This window comes from Azospirillum sp., assembly GCF_035627195.1.
GTDB lineage: Bacteria > Pseudomonadota > Alphaproteobacteria > Azospirillales > Azospirillaceae > Azospirillum.
This window is the reverse complement of the sequence record NZ_DASPMG010000072.1, coordinates 1-13,008: the sequence shown is the minus strand read 5'-3', so window position 1 is coordinate 13,008 and position 13,008 is coordinate 1. Positions and strand designations below refer to the sequence as shown.

Here is a 13,008-nt window from a genome sequence, read left to right as displayed (position 1 = left end):
GCACAAGGAGGTCGGCCCCGCCTACCCGCGCACGGCGGAGGGGCGCGCCGCGCCGCTGCGCCGTGTCGACCTGCGGGCCCCCCGCCCCGACGACCTCAAAGCCATCGCGGGCGTGGTGCACACACCCACCTTCGTGCTGGTGGAGGACGGGCGGGAGGTCGGGCGGATCCTCGGCTACCCTGGCGACGCGTTCTTCTGGGGCCTGCTGGCGGAACTGGTCGCCAAGCTGCCGCCGGTGCCGGCTACCGCGCTGCCTTGATGAACGCGGCCACCGCGTCGGCCGCGTCCTCGGCGGCGAGGTCGCGGAAGAAGTGGTCGGCGCCGTCGATCACCGCCGTGCGCACGCCGGGCCTGCCCTTCACCTCCTCCAGGCGCGGCACGAGCTTCGGAACCACCGTGTCGTCGGCGGCGCCGACCAGCAGCAGCGGCACGCGGATGCCGCCGACCAGCGACAGCGTGTCGTGCCGCGCGTCGTCGGCGTAGTAGGAGCGCACCGCGCCGGCCGTCGCCCGGCCGGGTCCGCAATACAGCAGGGCCGGCACGTCGACCATGGCGTCGTCCGGCTTTCCCTCGGCGGCGGCCAGCACAGTCTCGCGGTTGGCCGGCGGCTCGCCGGTGGCGGGGGCCAGCAGCACCGCGCGCGCCACGGCACCATCGGGCGCGCCGGCCAGATAGCGCGCCACCTGGTTGCCGCCGCGCGAATGGCCGAGCAGCGTCACCGGGCCGGCGCCCTGCCCCTTCAGCCACGCGACCCAGCCGGCGATCTCCCCCACAGCGTCGGCGTGGCGGTGCCGGTGCGGCTGCGCGCAGTCGTACATCCCCGTCCGCGCGTCGAGCCCCAGCGACAGCGTCACCGCCAGCGACGACAGCCCTCGCTCCTTCAACGCCGTTTGCAGCGCCTGGATCAGTTCCATGCGGTGGTGCGCCAGCGTGCCGTGCACCAGCAGGACGACGCCGTCCTTCACCTCGCCGGCCCTGACCAGTTCGCCGCCCAGGCGCAGGCCGTCCGCGGACCTCTCGACCGGTTCGGCCCGCGCCGCCGAGAATGCGGCCACCGAGGACACGGCCGAGGCGGTGGCGGCCAATGCCAGCGCCAGTGACGCGGCGCGCGCGGCTCGCAGAAGCGACATGGTTGCCCTCCCCAACTGTTCTCATTAGAATTATATGAAATAGTAGACGTGCCGGGGCACTCCGGCAAACGCCTTCCACGCGGAAGGTTTCGGGGAGGAGACGCTTCGATGATCACGCGCCGGACCTTCGCGCTCGGCCTGCTGGCGGCAGGCGGCTCGGCATCGCTTGGTTCGGTGCCGGCGGCGGCGGAAGCGCTGATGACCGAAGACGGGCTGCACACGCAGCCGTGGTTCCTGCAGAGCTTCCTGCACCTGCACGACGACCTTGCCGAGGCGCAGGCCGCCGGCAAGCGCTTCGCCATCGTGTGGGAGCAGCGCGGCTGCATCTACTGCCGCGACATGCATGTGGTGAACTTCGCCGTGCCGGAGGTGGAGCGCTACGTGCGCGACCACTTCACCATCCTGTCGCTGAACCTGCACGGGGCGCGCAAGGTCACCGACTTCGACGGCGAGGAGCTGGAGGAGCGCAAGCTGGCGCGCAAGTACGGCATCGTCTTCACGCCGACGATCCAGTTCTTCCCCGAACCGGACCAGATGCCCAAGGGCAAGCACACGGTGGAGACCGAGGTGTTCCGCCAGCGCGGCCTGCTGAAGCCGCCGGAGTTCCTGGCCATGTTCCGCTTCGTGCGCGAGAAGGCCTACGACGCCACGCGCTTCGACGAGTATCTGAAGCGCGCGGCGGGGTAGGACGGGCGCCGGGCGACGGGCGGCTAGGCGCTGCGCAGCTGCTCCAGGAAGCGGGTGATCTCGAGGCGCAGGGTGTGCGACTTGCCGGCCACCGTGTCGGCGGTGCCCAGCACCGTCGCGGCGGCGCTGGCGGCGCTGCCCACCGCCTGACTGACCTCGCCGATGTCGGCCGACATGGACTGCGTGCCGCCGGCCGCCTGCGTCACCATGCGGGTGATCTCGCGCGTCGTCGTGTCCTGCTCGTGCACGGCGCCGGCGAGGTTGGCGGCGATGCGGTCGATCTCCTTGATGCGGTCGCCGATGGAGCGGATCGCCTGAACCGTCTCGCCGGTGGCGTCCTGGATCGCGGTGATCTGCTGGGTGATGTCCTCGGTCGCCTTGGCGGTCTGGTTGGCGAGGTTCTTCACCTCGCTCGCCACGACGGCGAAGCCCTTGCCGGCCTCGCCGGCCCGCGCCGCCTCGATCGTGGCGTTCAAGGCCAGAAGGTTGGTCTGGCTGGCGATGGAGTTGATCAGCTCGACCACCTCGCCGATGCGGTGCGCGGCTTCGGCCAAGCCGGCCACCTTCTGGTCGGTGGAGCCGGCCTCGGCCACCGCCGCGGTCGCCATCTGGGCGGAACGCGCGACCTCGCCGCTGATGCCGGAGATCGAGCGGGCCAATTGCTCGGCCGCCGCCGCGGCGGACTGCATGCTGGTCGAGGTGTCGCCGGACACAGTGGCCACCGCCGACATGCGCCCGCCGGCCCGCTGCACCACGTCGACCACCTCGCGCGTGTGGGTGCGCAGCGACTGGGTGCTCTCGTCCAGCTCGACGACGGAGCCCTCCAGGCGGGACTGGAAGCTGTTCGCCGCCTCCAGGAGCGCGGTCTGGCGCTGCGCCTGCGCGGCGGCCTCGGCGCGCAGGCGCTCGGCCGCCTCGTGCTCGACGCGCTGGGCGGCGGCGCGCAGATCGGCGGCGGCCTCGGCGGTGCGGGCGAAGGCCCGCTCCAACTGCACCACCAGCCACGTCAGCACACCGCATTCCACCACCACGATGACGGCGTGCAGGACCACGCGCGCGAAGCTGGCGCCGTCGGGGAACACCGCGTAGGGGAAGACGAAGTTGAGGACGAGGTGATGCAGCGCCGTCGCCACCGCCGCCACCAGGATGGTCCGCCAGCAGCAATAGGCGGCGAGCATGGCGAAGGCCGCGAAGAAGTACATGTGCAGGTCGATCTGCCACGGCCCCGCCGCGCGGTAGACCAGCAGCGAGACCACGCCCACCATGGCCACCGCCACCAGATAACGCGTCGTCGCCCCGGTGGCGTCCAGGCGCCACGCCATGGTGACCACGGCGGCCAGGACCGCCGCCGCGACCTCCGCGCCCCAGCCGGCCGTGCCGTTCAGCAGGCCGGTGAGCAGGACGAACGGGACGTGCGCCCACAGCGCCGCCACGAAGAAGGCCGACGTCTGGCGCCGCAGCCGCTCCAGTTCATCGATGTTCATGATGGTCTCTCCCCGGTGTTGGGAATCCGCCGGCCGTTGCCCAGGCAGCCCGAGGCGCCCTCGGCGTCGAACACGAACCACGCGCCGGCGCGGTACAGGCGCTCCGGCAGGCCGGACTCGTCGGACTGGACGAGCCACATGCCGGACACGCCACCGGCGGTGACGAGTCGCCCGTCGGCGGCGGCGATGCGCCGGACGGCATCGCCGGTGTCGAGGGTCGGCGGGAAATAGGCGGCGACGATCCCGGCCGCGTCGGGCGGCGCGAGGCGCAGGGCGACCACGGCCGCGAGCGACGCGGCGAGCAGCAGGCCCGCCGGCCACAAGGAACCGGATCGCAGTGTGGATGGATTCGCCATGATGGCCACTGTCCGGGATTCGTCGAAAGCCCGGTCAGTATAGACTTGGAAAGGTTAGCGAGACGGAAACTTAGACTGCGACAGGATGTCCGCGAACGCTGGTCAGACGTGTTCGGTGACGATTCCGGTCACCGTCTTCGCGACGTCCTTCAGCCGGTCGGCGACGGAGGCGACGAGGTCATAGGTTTCCTCGACCAGCAGCTTCTCGCCGGGCGAGAGCGGGCCGGCGCTGGCCCACAGGGCGGCGAGGCCCGAATCGCGCAGCTCGTTGACCGCCTTCTTGGCGCGCTTCACCGCCTTGAAGGACTCGAGCAGGCGCTCGCTCTCCTTGCTGATGGAGCCGAGCAGCGGCATCGAATCGCGCACCATCTCGGCGCAGCGGACGACGTGGTCCGCCATTTCCTTCATCTCGGGCGTGAACTCGCGGATGCCGCGCAGCATCATGCGGCGGGCGGCGTCCTTCATGGTGTCGACGCAATCGTCCAGCCCGTCGATCAGGTCTTGGATCTGCGAACGGTCGAAGGGAGTGATGAAGCTGCGGTGCGTCGCCTCGACCGTCGCCTCGGTGATGGCGTCGGCCTCGCGCTCCATCCGGCGGATGGTCGCGACGTGGTGCTCGAAGCTGCCCTCTCCGTGGACGATGGCGCGGAAGGCCGCGGCGGCTTCGGCAACGCGATTGGCGTGATCGACGAAATGGTCGATGAACGGCTCTTCGCGCGGCATCAGGCGCTTGATGAGCCCGAGAAGCGGACGCAGCATCGGGAACCGATCAGGGGAAGAGGTGGCGGAGCGGGGGGGATTCGAACCCCCGGTACGAGTTATCCCCGTACGACAGTTTAGCAAACTGCTGGTTTCAGCCACTCACCCACCGCTCCACCGGTGGACGCCTTGCGGCGCCGTGGTGAGCGAGTTTCTAGCGGGGCTGGTGTGGGCTTGTCAACGCTCCTGGCCGGGTAGGACGTTCGAAATGGGAGGAAAGGGGTGTGACGGCCATCACATCGGATTTTCGGCGTATCAGTGACAAATAAGTATAAAATTTTAGCGACTTTTTAATGAGCCTGCCGTAGCATGGCACCGTGACCATAAGAACCGTGGGTTTGGGGGTGTGCGATGAGCCTCTCGAAGCGCGTCATAGAAACGCTGATCGACCTCGCCGAGATCAAGCTGAGCTGCCTTGAGATCACCGATCGCGAGGACATGCGCGAGAAGGAGCTGCTGGAACGCTGCCTCCAGGAACTGCGCGCGGAAGCCGAGGGCCAGGACGGCAGCCGCGCCGCCTTCGCCAACGTGCCCAAGCGCCGCGGCCGGCGGCCGAAGCACCTGCAGTACCACGAGTTGCACGCCGCCTAGGCGCCCGCCCCCCGAATCCGGCCGCCGAATCCGCCCCCCGAATCCGCCGGAGCGGGCTTGGCACCCTTAAGGTGCGCCCGCCGCGAGCGTGTCTTCCGCGGCCTGCGGGGCGACGCGCGGGAGGTTCAGCGTGAAGCGCGTGCCCTCCCCCAGCCGCGAATCGACCGACAGCCGGCCGCCCAGCACCCGGCTGACCGTGTTGTAGACGATGTGCAGCCCCAGCCCGCTGCCGCCCTCCCCGCGCTTGGTGGTGAAGAACGGGTCGAAGATACGCGGCAGGACGTCCGGCGGAATGCCCTTGCCGTCGTCGACGAAGTCCAGCGCCACCGCATCCTCGCCCTCGCCGTGCACGGCGATTCGGACGTGGCCGGCGGCCCCCTCCCCATAGGCGTGCACGACGGCGTTGATCATGAGGTTGGTCAGAACCTGGCTGAGCGCGCCGGGGTAGCTGTCCATCGTCAGGTCGTCCGGACAGTCCACGCTGACCGTCACGCGCGTGCGCTTCAGGCGCGGCTGCAGGCTGAACAGCACCTCGTCGATGTAGGTCTTCAGGTCGAACGCGCGCCGCCCGCCCGACGACTGGTCGACCGCCACCTGCTTGAAGCTCTGCACCAGCTCCGCGGCGCGGTTGATGTTGGAGACCAGCAGGCGCGAACCCTCCTCCACCGCCTGGAGGTAGTCGGCGAAGTCCGACCGGCGCACCGCCCCCTTGCCGAACAGGCCGCGCAGCCGCTCCGTCTGCTCGGCGATGTGGGTGGCGGCGGTCAGGCCGATACCTATGGGGGTGTTGATCTCGTGCGCCACGCCGGCCACCAGCTGGCCCAGCGACGCCATGGTCTCCGCCTGGATCAGGCTTTCCTGCGCCACGCGCAGGTCGTTCAGCGCGTGCTCGGCGGCTTCCTTGGCGGCCGTCAGCTCGGATTCGGCGGTCTTGCGGTCGGTGATGTCGTAGAGCCAGGTGAGGTACGCGGGCTCCCCCTCGAACTCGATCTCGTCCCAGGAGGCGAGCACCCAGACGATGGTGCCGTCCAGCCGGCGGAACGCCACCTCGGCGTCGCGGAAGGCACCCTCGGACGCCAGCCGCGCCATCAGCGCCGTGCGCACCGCCGGATCGGCGTAATAGCCGGTGGCCGGCGTCCGCATCAGCTCGGCGCGCGGGCGGCCGATGATCCGCTCGGTCTGCGGGTTGCAGAACAGCCAGCGCCCGTCGCGCGACGTGATGTTGACGGAGATCGGGCTGGCCTCGAGGATGCGCAGCAGCCGTTCCTCGCTGGCGCGCACCAGCTCCTCCTGCCGGCGGCGCGCCGAAACGTCGGTCATGATGCCGACGTAGCGCACGGCGCGGCCCGATTCGTCGCGGATGGCGCGGCCCTTGGCCTCCACCCAGATCCAGCCGCCGTCCTCGCGCCGCAGGCGGTAGCTGTAGTCGTACAGCGGGATCGCGCCACTGAGATAGGCGTCGATGGTGGCCAGCACGCGCTCCCGGTCGTCCGGATGCAGGCGCCTTTCCCAGAAGTCGAAGGGCATCTCCGGAACGTGGTCGAAGCCCAGCATGCTGGGGAAGGTGTCGGACCACCAGCAGGTGTGGTTGACCACGTCGGCGTCCCACGCCGCAGCACCATTGGCCTCCAGCGCCATGTGCAGCCGCTCGGCCAGTTCGTGCCGCTCGGTGTCGGCCTGGATCTTTTCGGTGAGGTCGTGGAACCAGGTGATGTGGGCAGGCCGGCCTTCGAACTCCATCACCGCCGAGGTCATGGTGCCGGTGTACACCTCGCCGTCGCGGCGGCGGAACTCCAGCTGCTGGAACAACTGGCCGTCGCGGTACAGGCGGTCGACGTAGCGGGCGCGGTCCTCGGGACGGACGTAGATTCCCTCGACACCGCGCGCCAGATCATCGGGCGCGCAGCGGAAGGTCTCAAGCAGCTTCTGATTGTGATAGAGGTTGGCGCCGTCGCGCGTGTTGATCATCACGCCGATCGGCGCGGTGTCGAGCGCCCGGCGGAGCGGCGGACCGTCTTGCGAGCCGCCGTGCGCCCGTTGCCGCCGGCCCGCGGCGTATCCCGCCAGCAGGCCGATGCCAAGCGCCGCAACCACACCGATCAGTGCCAAGCCGTCCATGCCGCCTCCCGACACCCAATGGAGACCGGCGGACGGCGAATTGCAACGGACAATTCGCCGCGCGATCGGCAAGTCCGCGCCCCACCCCCGCCAATGGCGAAGGGGGGCGCGGAACGCCGTCAGCCCTGCAGCTTCTTCTGCAGGATCTCGTTCACCATGGCCGGGTTGGCCTTGCCCTGGGTGGCCTTCATCGCCTGGCCGACGAAGAAGCCGAACAGCTTGTCCTTGCCGGACTTGTACTCGGCGACCTTGTCGGCGTTGGCCGCCAGGATCTGGTCGATGGTGGCCTCGATGGCGCCGGTGTCGGTGACCTGACGCAGGCCCTTCTTCTCGACGATGTCGGCCGGCTTTTCGCCGGTCTCGAACATCTCGGCGAACACCTCCTTGGCGATGCGGCCGGAGATGGTGTTGTCGGCGATCAGGTCGAGCAGGCCGCCCAGGTTCTCGGCCGAGACCGGGCTCTGCTCGATCTCCAGGCCGGCCTTGTTCAGCGCGCCGAACAGTTCCACCGTCACCCAGTTGGCGGCCTGCTTCGCGTCACGGCCCTTGGCGACCGTCTCGAAGTAGTCGGCCTTGGCCTTCTCGTTGACCAGCACGTTGGCGTCGTAGGCCGACAGCTTGTAGTCGCCGATGAAGCGGGCCTTTTTCTCGTCCGGCAGTTCGGGCAGGGTGCGCTTGATCTCCTCCACCCACTCCGGCTCCAGCTCCAGCGGCAGCAGGTCGGGGTCGGGGAAGTAGCGGTAGTCGTGCGCCTCTTCCTTGGAGCGCATGGAGCGGGTCACCAGCTTGGTGGTGTCCCACAGACGCGTCTCCTGGTCGATCTTTCCGCCGGCCTCCAGCACCTCGACCTGGCGGGCCGCCTCGTACTCGATGGCGGCCATGACGAAGCGGATGGAGTTGACGTTCTTGATCTCGCAGCGCGTGCCGAACGGCTGGCCCGGCTTGCGCACCGACACGTTGCAGTCGCAGCGCATGGAGCCTTCCTCCATGTTGCCGTCGCACGTGCCGAGGTAGCGCAGGATCGAGCGCAGCTTGCGCACGTAGGCCGCGGCCTCCTCGGCCGAGCGCAGGTCCGGCTCCGACACGATCTCCATCAGCGCGACACCCGACCGGTTCAGGTCGATGTAGGTCTTGGACGGGTGCTGGTCGTGGATGGACTTGCCGGCGTCCTGCTCCAGGTGCAGGCGGGTGATGCCGACCGTGCGGGACGAGCCGTCCGGCATGTCGAGCACCAGTTCGCCCTTGCCGACGATGGGCTGCAGGTACTGGCTGATCTGGTAGCCCGACGGCAGGTCCGCGTAGAAGTAGTTCTTGCGGTCGAACACCGAGTGCAGGTTGATCTGCGCCTTCAGGCCCAGGCCGGTGCGCACCGCCTGCTCCACCGCGTGCTCGTTGATGACGGGCAGCATGCCGGGGAACGCGGCGTCGACGAAGCTGACCTGGCTGTTGGGCGCGGCGCCGAAATCGGTGGCGGCGCCGGAGAACAGCTTCGACTTGGTGATGACCTGGGCATGCACCTCAAGCCCGATCACCACTTCCCAATCGCCCGTTTCACCCTGGATGTACGTCATGGGTCTAACTTTCTGATCCGGCTCAGGCCATGAACGGCGGGGTGGCGGTAAACTGCGCGGCCTCTTCGATGACGCCGCCCACGCGGAACAGCGTCTCCTCGTCGAAGGGCTTGCCGATGAGCTGAAGGCCCAGCGGCAGGCCGTCCGCGCCCAGGCCGGCGGGCAGGCTCATGCCCGGCAGGCCGGCGAGGTTGACCGGCACCGTGAACACGTCGTTCAGGTACATCTGGATGGGGTCGTCCATCTTCTCGCCGATGGCGAAGGCGCCGCTGGGCGCCGTCGGCGTCAGGATGACGTCGCATTCCTGGAATGCGAGGTCGAAGTCCTGCTTGATGCGCGTGCGCACCTTCTGCGCCTGGAGGTAGTAGGCGTCGTAGTAGCCGGCCGACAGCACGTAGGTGCCGATCAGGATGCGGCGGCGCACCTCCTTGCCGAACCCCTCGCCGCGGGTGTTCTCGTACATCTCCTTCAGGTTGCCGCCCGGCACCCGCAGGCCGAAGCGCACGCCGTCGTAGCGCGCGAGGTTCGACGACGCCTCGGCCGGCGCCACGATGTAGTAGGCGGGCAGCGCGTACTTGGTGTGCGGCAGGCTGATCTCGACCGGGACGGCGCCGGCGGCCTTCAGCCACTCCACGCCCTTCTGCCACATCTGCTCGATCTCGGCCGGCATGCCGTCGACGCGGTATTCCTTCGGGATGCCGACGCGCAGGCCGCGGATGTCACCGGTCAGCGCCTTCTCGAAGTCCGGCACCGGCAGGTCGACGGACGTGCTGTCCTTCGGGTCGAAGCCGCACATGGAGCGCAGCATGATGGCGCTGTCCCGCACCGTGCGCGTCATCGGGCCGGCCTGATCCAGCGACGAGGCGAACGCCACGATGCCCCAGCGCGAGCAGCGGCCGTAGGTCGGCTTGATGCCGACGATGCCGGTGAAGGCGGCCGGCTGGCGGATCGAGCCGCCGGTGTCCGTGCCCGTGGCACCCAGCGCCACGCGCGCCGCCACGGCGGCGGCCGAACCGCCCGACGAGCCGCCGGGCACCAGCTTGCGCGGCCAGTTGCCGGGCTCGCCCGGGCTCCACGGGTTGACGACGTCGCCGTAGTAGGAGGTGATGTTGGCCGAGCCCATGGCGAACTCGTCCAGGTTCACCTTGCCCAGCATGACCGCGCCGTCGCGCCACAGGTTGGACGTGACGGTCGATTCGTAGGGCGGCTTGAAGCCGTCCAGGATGTGGCTGGCGGCGGTGGTCAGCACGTCCCTGGTGCAGAACAGGTCCTTCACCGCGATGGGCAGGCCGTCCATCGGGCCGGCCTCGCCCTTCGCGCGGCGCGCGTCGGACGCCTTGGCCATCTCCAGCGCCTTGTCCGGCGTCTCGGTGATGAAGGCGTTGAGCGGGCGGGCCTTCTCCACGGCGCGGATGTGCGCCTCGGTCAGCTCGACGGCGGTGAACTGCTTCTCGGCCAGGCCCTTGATGGCGTCGGCCATAGTCAGATGCGTGAGTTCGGTCATTATTCGACCACCTTCGGCACGGAGAAATAGCCTTCGGCCGTCTCCGGGCCGTTCTTGACGATGTCTTCCTGGTAGCCGCCGTCGGTCACGACGTCGGGCCGGCGGCGCAACTTCTGCGCGGCCATGCCGGTCATCGGCGGCACGTTGCCGGTGTCGACCTCGTTCAATTGCTCGACGAAGCTGAGGATGTGGCTCAGCTCGCCCGCCAGATGGTCGAGTTCCTCTTCCGGCACCTTGATGCGGGCCAGATGCGCGATCTTGGCCACGGTGGCCTTGTCGAGCGACATGCCTGTACTCTCTTCCGCGACGTCCTGGGAAAAACGGCTCGGAAGCTAGCACCCGATGGCGGGATCCGCAACGATGGATGGATTTTTCACGTCTCCCGCGCGCGGGCGTCGGCGAAGGAGAGCAGGCCCAGCGTGCGCACGACGGCCGCGTCGTCCGGCACCTGCGCGTCGAAGCGGCAGAGGTTCACGATGACCACGTCCGCCTCGGACGGCGCCGTCGCCACGAAGCAGCCGTAGTCGTGCCCGTCGTGGCGCAGCGCGTAGCGTTCGAAGGCGTAGCGGCGCCCCTGCTGCACCGTGGCCCCCACGCCTACCGCGGTCGCGGCGCTGCCGTCGGGGATGAAGAAGCGCTTCACCTCGCCCGGCGCCCGTCCGCGCGCCTCGAACACGCCGCTCTGCGCCTGCCCGAAGATGACGGAGGTGTAGCCCTCGTCCCTGTTGTAGATGGCGGTGAAGGTGCGGATGCCGTCGCGCTGTTCGTACAGCAGCTCGTCCGGGAAGCGGCCGCCGTAGGTCTCGTCGGCGAACAGCACCGGCGACACCTTGGGGTCGATGGCATGGTCCGGCGCATACTCCGTTGCGGCGGCCGGAACCGCCAAGCACAGCAGGGTGAGCCACAGCCAGGGACGCGCACGCATCGCCACCTCCACCGGCACCACCTCGACCGGCGCCAGCCTTCAGCATGGCGCTTTTCGTGGCGCGTGCGCCAACGGGCTTCCGAGGGGGGGCGGGTCCCGAACGGGGTGCGTCCCACGGTCGCTTCGCGGGTCTTGCCGCTTTGGCGCGGCGGGCCTATGGTCCGGGGCCATGATCCACGACCTTCGCGACCTCGCCGCGTCCCTGCCCAAGGGCGGGCGCCTCCTCGGCCTCGACGTCGGCACCAAGACCATCGGGCTGGCGGTGTCGGACCCCGGCCTCGTCGTCGCCTCGCCCATCGGCACCATCGAGCGGCGCAAGTTCACCCAGGACGCGCAGGAACTGGCGCGCAAGATCCGCGACTACGACGTCAAGGGGCTGGTGCTGGGCCTGCCGCTGAACATGGACGGCAGCGAGGGGCCGCGCGCGGAATCGACGCGCGCCCTCGCCAAGAACCTGATGGAGCGGCCGGACCTGCTGGGCTGGGACGCGGAGATCGCCTTCTGGGACGAGCGGCTGTCCACCGCCGCCGTCGAGCGTTTCATGATCGGCCAGGACATGACCCGCAAGCGCCGCGGCGAGGTGGTGGACAAGATGGCCGCCGCCTACATCCTACAGGGCGCGCTGGACTGGCTGGCGAACGCCCGCCGGCAGGCGGAGCGCGACGTGGCCGGGGACGACGACGAGGATTACTGACCGGCGGGCCTTGCGCAGCGTTCGGGGGAGCCCTGCGCCGGGTGGGCGTGAACGCGGCGATGGGAGTGGCTATGCTCACGCCCCCCTTCCCCGCTCCCCCTTCCCGATGATCGCCGTCTTTGCCGCGCTGGCCCCGATCTTCCTGCTGATCCTGTTCGGCTATGGGCTGCGCCGCCGCGGCGTGGTGCCGGACGCCTTCTGGCCGGCGGCCGACCGCCTCACCTATTTCCTCTTCTTCCCCTGCCTGATCATCGACGAGCTGTCGAAGGCGAAGCTGGCCGCGCGCGACGTGCTGGGCATGGGCACGGCGCTGGAGGCCGGCCTGCTGACGGCGGCCGCGCTGATGCTGCTGGGCCGGCGCTGGATGGCGCTGGGCGGGCCGGCCTTCACCTCCGTCTTCCAGGGGGCGGTGCGCATAAACACCTACGTCATCCTGGCGGCGGCGCGCACGCTCTACGGCCCGGCCGGGCTGGCGCTGACGGCGGTCGGCTTCGCCGTGGCGGTGCCCACGGTGAACGTGCTGTGCGTGCTGGTCCTGGCGCGCCACGGCAGCAACGCCCAGGGGGCCGGGGCGAGGGCCATCGCCGCCGGGCTGGCGAAGAACCCGATCATCCTGGCAGCGCTGACCGGCGCCGCGCTGAGCCTGAGCGGCATCGGCCGGCCGCCGGTCGTCGGCGACATCGTGGATATCCTGGCGCGCGCGGCGCTGCCCATGGGCCTGCTGTCGGTCGGCGCCGGGCTGGACCTGGGGGCGGCGCGCGCGGCCGGACGGGGCGTGGTGATCGCCACCGCGCTCAAGCTGCTGCTCGTCCCGGCGGTGACCGGCGTTGTCGGGCTGCTGATCGGCCTGGAAGGGTTGCCGCTGACCATCGCCGTGCTGTTCAACGCCGCCCCCTGCGCCGCCAGCGCCTATGTGCTGGCCCGCCAGATGGGCGGCGACCACGGGCTGATCGCCAGCGTCATCACGGTGCAGACGCTGCTGGCGGCACTCACCCTGCCCGTGGTGCTGGTGGCGTTCGGCTGAGGCCGTACCGCGTCAGCCAAACCGTTCGCCGAGCAGGCGGTAGAACCAGAACGCCTCGTCCTCGGCCATCAGTTCGGTGAGCCGTCCGGGGGCAACGCCGGTCATGCGGCGAACGGCGCGGCCCATGTGCGACTGGTCGGCGAAGCCGGCGTCGCTGGCGAGCCC

General features: G+C 69.7%; 13 protein-coding genes, 1 tRNA gene and 1 pseudogene. 5 read left to right on the top strand and 10 right to left on the bottom strand.

Features of this window, described 5'->3' with window-relative positions; all coding sequences use genetic code 11:
- Positions 1-259: pseudogene (locus VED21_RS06140) on the top strand (hypothetical protein); the annotation flags it as partial.
- Here the strand turns inward: VED21_RS06140 and VED21_RS06135 are convergent.
- Entirely contained in the window at positions 243-1,130 is an 888-nt protein-coding gene (locus tag VED21_RS06135; protein ID WP_324881440.1) for an alpha/beta hydrolase, read from the bottom strand. The pseudogene VED21_RS06140 and the gene VED21_RS06135 sit on opposite strands and share 17 nt — an antisense overlap.
- A 108-nt stretch (positions 1,131-1,238) precedes the next feature.
- Here VED21_RS06135 and VED21_RS06130 point away from each other — a divergent pair, with 108 nt between their 5' ends.
- Entirely contained in the window at positions 1,239-1,817 is a 579-nt protein-coding gene (locus tag VED21_RS06130) for a thioredoxin family protein (RefSeq protein ID WP_324881439.1), read from the top strand.
- Positions 1,818-1,840: 23 nt separating this feature from the next.
- On the opposite strand, the gene VED21_RS06125 is transcribed toward VED21_RS06130, so the two are convergent.
- The 4 genes from VED21_RS06125 to VED21_RS06110 form a co-directional block, all read right to left on the bottom strand.
- The gene (locus VED21_RS06125; RefSeq protein ID WP_324881438.1) at positions 1,841-3,301 is read right to left on the bottom strand and encodes a methyl-accepting chemotaxis protein; all 1,461 of its coding nucleotides are present in this window, start codon (positions 3,299-3,301) and stop codon (positions 1,841-1,843) included.
- On the bottom strand, positions 3,298-3,657 hold the full coding sequence (locus VED21_RS06120; protein ID WP_324881437.1) for a hypothetical protein: 360 nt from the start codon (positions 3,655-3,657) through the stop codon (positions 3,298-3,300). Before VED21_RS06120 ends, VED21_RS06125 begins: the two co-directional genes overlap by 4 nt.
- Positions 3,658-3,759: 102 nt before the next feature.
- Positions 3,760-4,416 carry a DUF47 domain-containing protein gene (locus VED21_RS06115; RefSeq protein WP_324881436.1) on the bottom strand — a complete coding sequence of 219 codons (657 nt, stop codon included), beginning with the start codon at positions 4,414-4,416 and terminating at the stop codon, positions 3,760-3,762.
- A 23-nt stretch (positions 4,417-4,439) separates the two neighbouring features.
- A tRNA-Ser gene (locus VED21_RS06110) sits at positions 4,440-4,532 on the bottom strand.
- Between the two features lie 235 nt (positions 4,533-4,767).
- Here VED21_RS06110 and VED21_RS06105 point away from each other — a divergent pair.
- Entirely contained in the window at positions 4,768-5,007 is a 240-nt protein-coding gene (locus VED21_RS06105) for a hypothetical protein (RefSeq protein ID WP_324881435.1), read from the top strand.
- A 66-nt stretch (positions 5,008-5,073) separates the two neighbouring features.
- Here the strand turns inward: VED21_RS06105 and VED21_RS06100 are convergent, their stop codons facing one another.
- From VED21_RS06100 to VED21_RS06080, 5 genes are all read right to left on the bottom strand, one after another.
- Complete coding sequence (locus tag VED21_RS06100; protein WP_324881434.1) at positions 5,074-7,125, bottom strand: PAS domain S-box protein; 2,052 nt, start codon at positions 7,123-7,125, stop codon at positions 5,074-5,076.
- A 119-nt stretch (positions 7,126-7,244) separates the two neighbouring features.
- Complete coding sequence (gene gatB / locus VED21_RS06095; protein ID WP_324881433.1) at positions 7,245-8,696, bottom strand: Asp-tRNA(Asn)/Glu-tRNA(Gln) amidotransferase subunit GatB; 1,452 nt, start codon at positions 8,694-8,696, stop codon at positions 7,245-7,247.
- Between the two features lie 22 nt (positions 8,697-8,718).
- On the bottom strand, positions 8,719-10,200 hold the full coding sequence (gene gatA / locus VED21_RS06090; protein ID WP_324881432.1) for an Asp-tRNA(Asn)/Glu-tRNA(Gln) amidotransferase subunit GatA: 1,482 nt from the start codon (positions 10,198-10,200) through the stop codon (positions 8,719-8,721).
- Positions 10,200-10,487: an Asp-tRNA(Asn)/Glu-tRNA(Gln) amidotransferase subunit GatC gene (gatC, locus tag VED21_RS06085; RefSeq protein ID WP_324881431.1), complete on the bottom strand. Its 288-nt coding sequence runs from the start codon at positions 10,485-10,487 to the stop codon at positions 10,200-10,202. The genes gatA and gatC overlap by 1 nt, the downstream gene beginning before the upstream one ends.
- Positions 10,488-10,573: 86 nt before the next feature.
- Positions 10,574-11,125, bottom strand: a complete 552-nt coding sequence (locus tag VED21_RS06080; RefSeq protein ID WP_324881430.1) for a hypothetical protein — start codon at positions 11,123-11,125, stop codon at positions 10,574-10,576.
- Positions 11,126-11,294: 169 nt separating this feature from the next.
- Between VED21_RS06080 and ruvX the strand changes: the two genes are divergently transcribed.
- Positions 11,295-11,819 (top strand): Holliday junction resolvase RuvX, encoded by a 525-nt coding sequence (gene ruvX / locus VED21_RS06075; protein WP_324881429.1) that lies wholly within the window; start codon positions 11,295-11,297, stop codon positions 11,817-11,819.
- A 106-nt stretch (positions 11,820-11,925) separates the two neighbouring features.
- Positions 11,926-12,843: an AEC family transporter gene (locus tag VED21_RS06070; RefSeq protein ID WP_324881428.1), complete on the top strand. Its 918-nt coding sequence runs from the start codon at positions 11,926-11,928 to the stop codon at positions 12,841-12,843.
- Positions 12,844-13,008 lie beyond the last annotated feature (165 nt).

Coding starts and splice junctions, on each gene's coding strand:
- VED21_RS06135 (WP_324881440.1), bottom strand. CDS start 1,130: ATGTCGCTTCTGCGAGCCGCGCGCGCCGCGTCACTGGCGCTGGCATTG.
- VED21_RS06130 (WP_324881439.1), top strand. CDS start 1,239: ATGATCACGCGCCGGACCTTCGCGCTCGGCCTGCTGGCGGCAGGCGGC.
- VED21_RS06125 (WP_324881438.1), bottom strand. CDS start 3,301: ATGAACATCGATGAACTGGAGCGGCTGCGGCGCCAGACGTCGGCCTTC.
- VED21_RS06120 (WP_324881437.1), bottom strand. CDS start 3,657: ATGGCGAATCCATCCACACTGCGATCCGGTTCCTTGTGGCCGGCGGGC.
- VED21_RS06115 (WP_324881436.1), bottom strand. CDS start 4,416: ATGCTGCGTCCGCTTCTCGGGCTCATCAAGCGCCTGATGCCGCGCGAA.
- VED21_RS06105 (WP_324881435.1), top strand. CDS start 4,768: ATGAGCCTCTCGAAGCGCGTCATAGAAACGCTGATCGACCTCGCCGAG.
- VED21_RS06100 (WP_324881434.1), bottom strand. CDS start 7,125: ATGGACGGCTTGGCACTGATCGGTGTGGTTGCGGCGCTTGGCATCGGC.
- gatB (WP_324881433.1), bottom strand. CDS start 8,696: ATGACGTACATCCAGGGTGAAACGGGCGATTGGGAAGTGGTGATCGGG.
- gatA (WP_324881432.1), bottom strand. CDS start 10,200: ATGACCGAACTCACGCATCTGACTATGGCCGACGCCATCAAGGGCCTG.
- gatC (WP_324881431.1), bottom strand. CDS start 10,487: ATGTCGCTCGACAAGGCCACCGTGGCCAAGATCGCGCATCTGGCCCGC.
- VED21_RS06080 (WP_324881430.1), bottom strand. CDS start 11,125: ATGCGTGCGCGTCCCTGGCTGTGGCTCACCCTGCTGTGCTTGGCGGTT.
- ruvX (WP_324881429.1), top strand. CDS start 11,295: ATGATCCACGACCTTCGCGACCTCGCCGCGTCCCTGCCCAAGGGCGGG.
- VED21_RS06070 (WP_324881428.1), top strand. CDS start 11,926: ATGATCGCCGTCTTTGCCGCGCTGGCCCCGATCTTCCTGCTGATCCTG.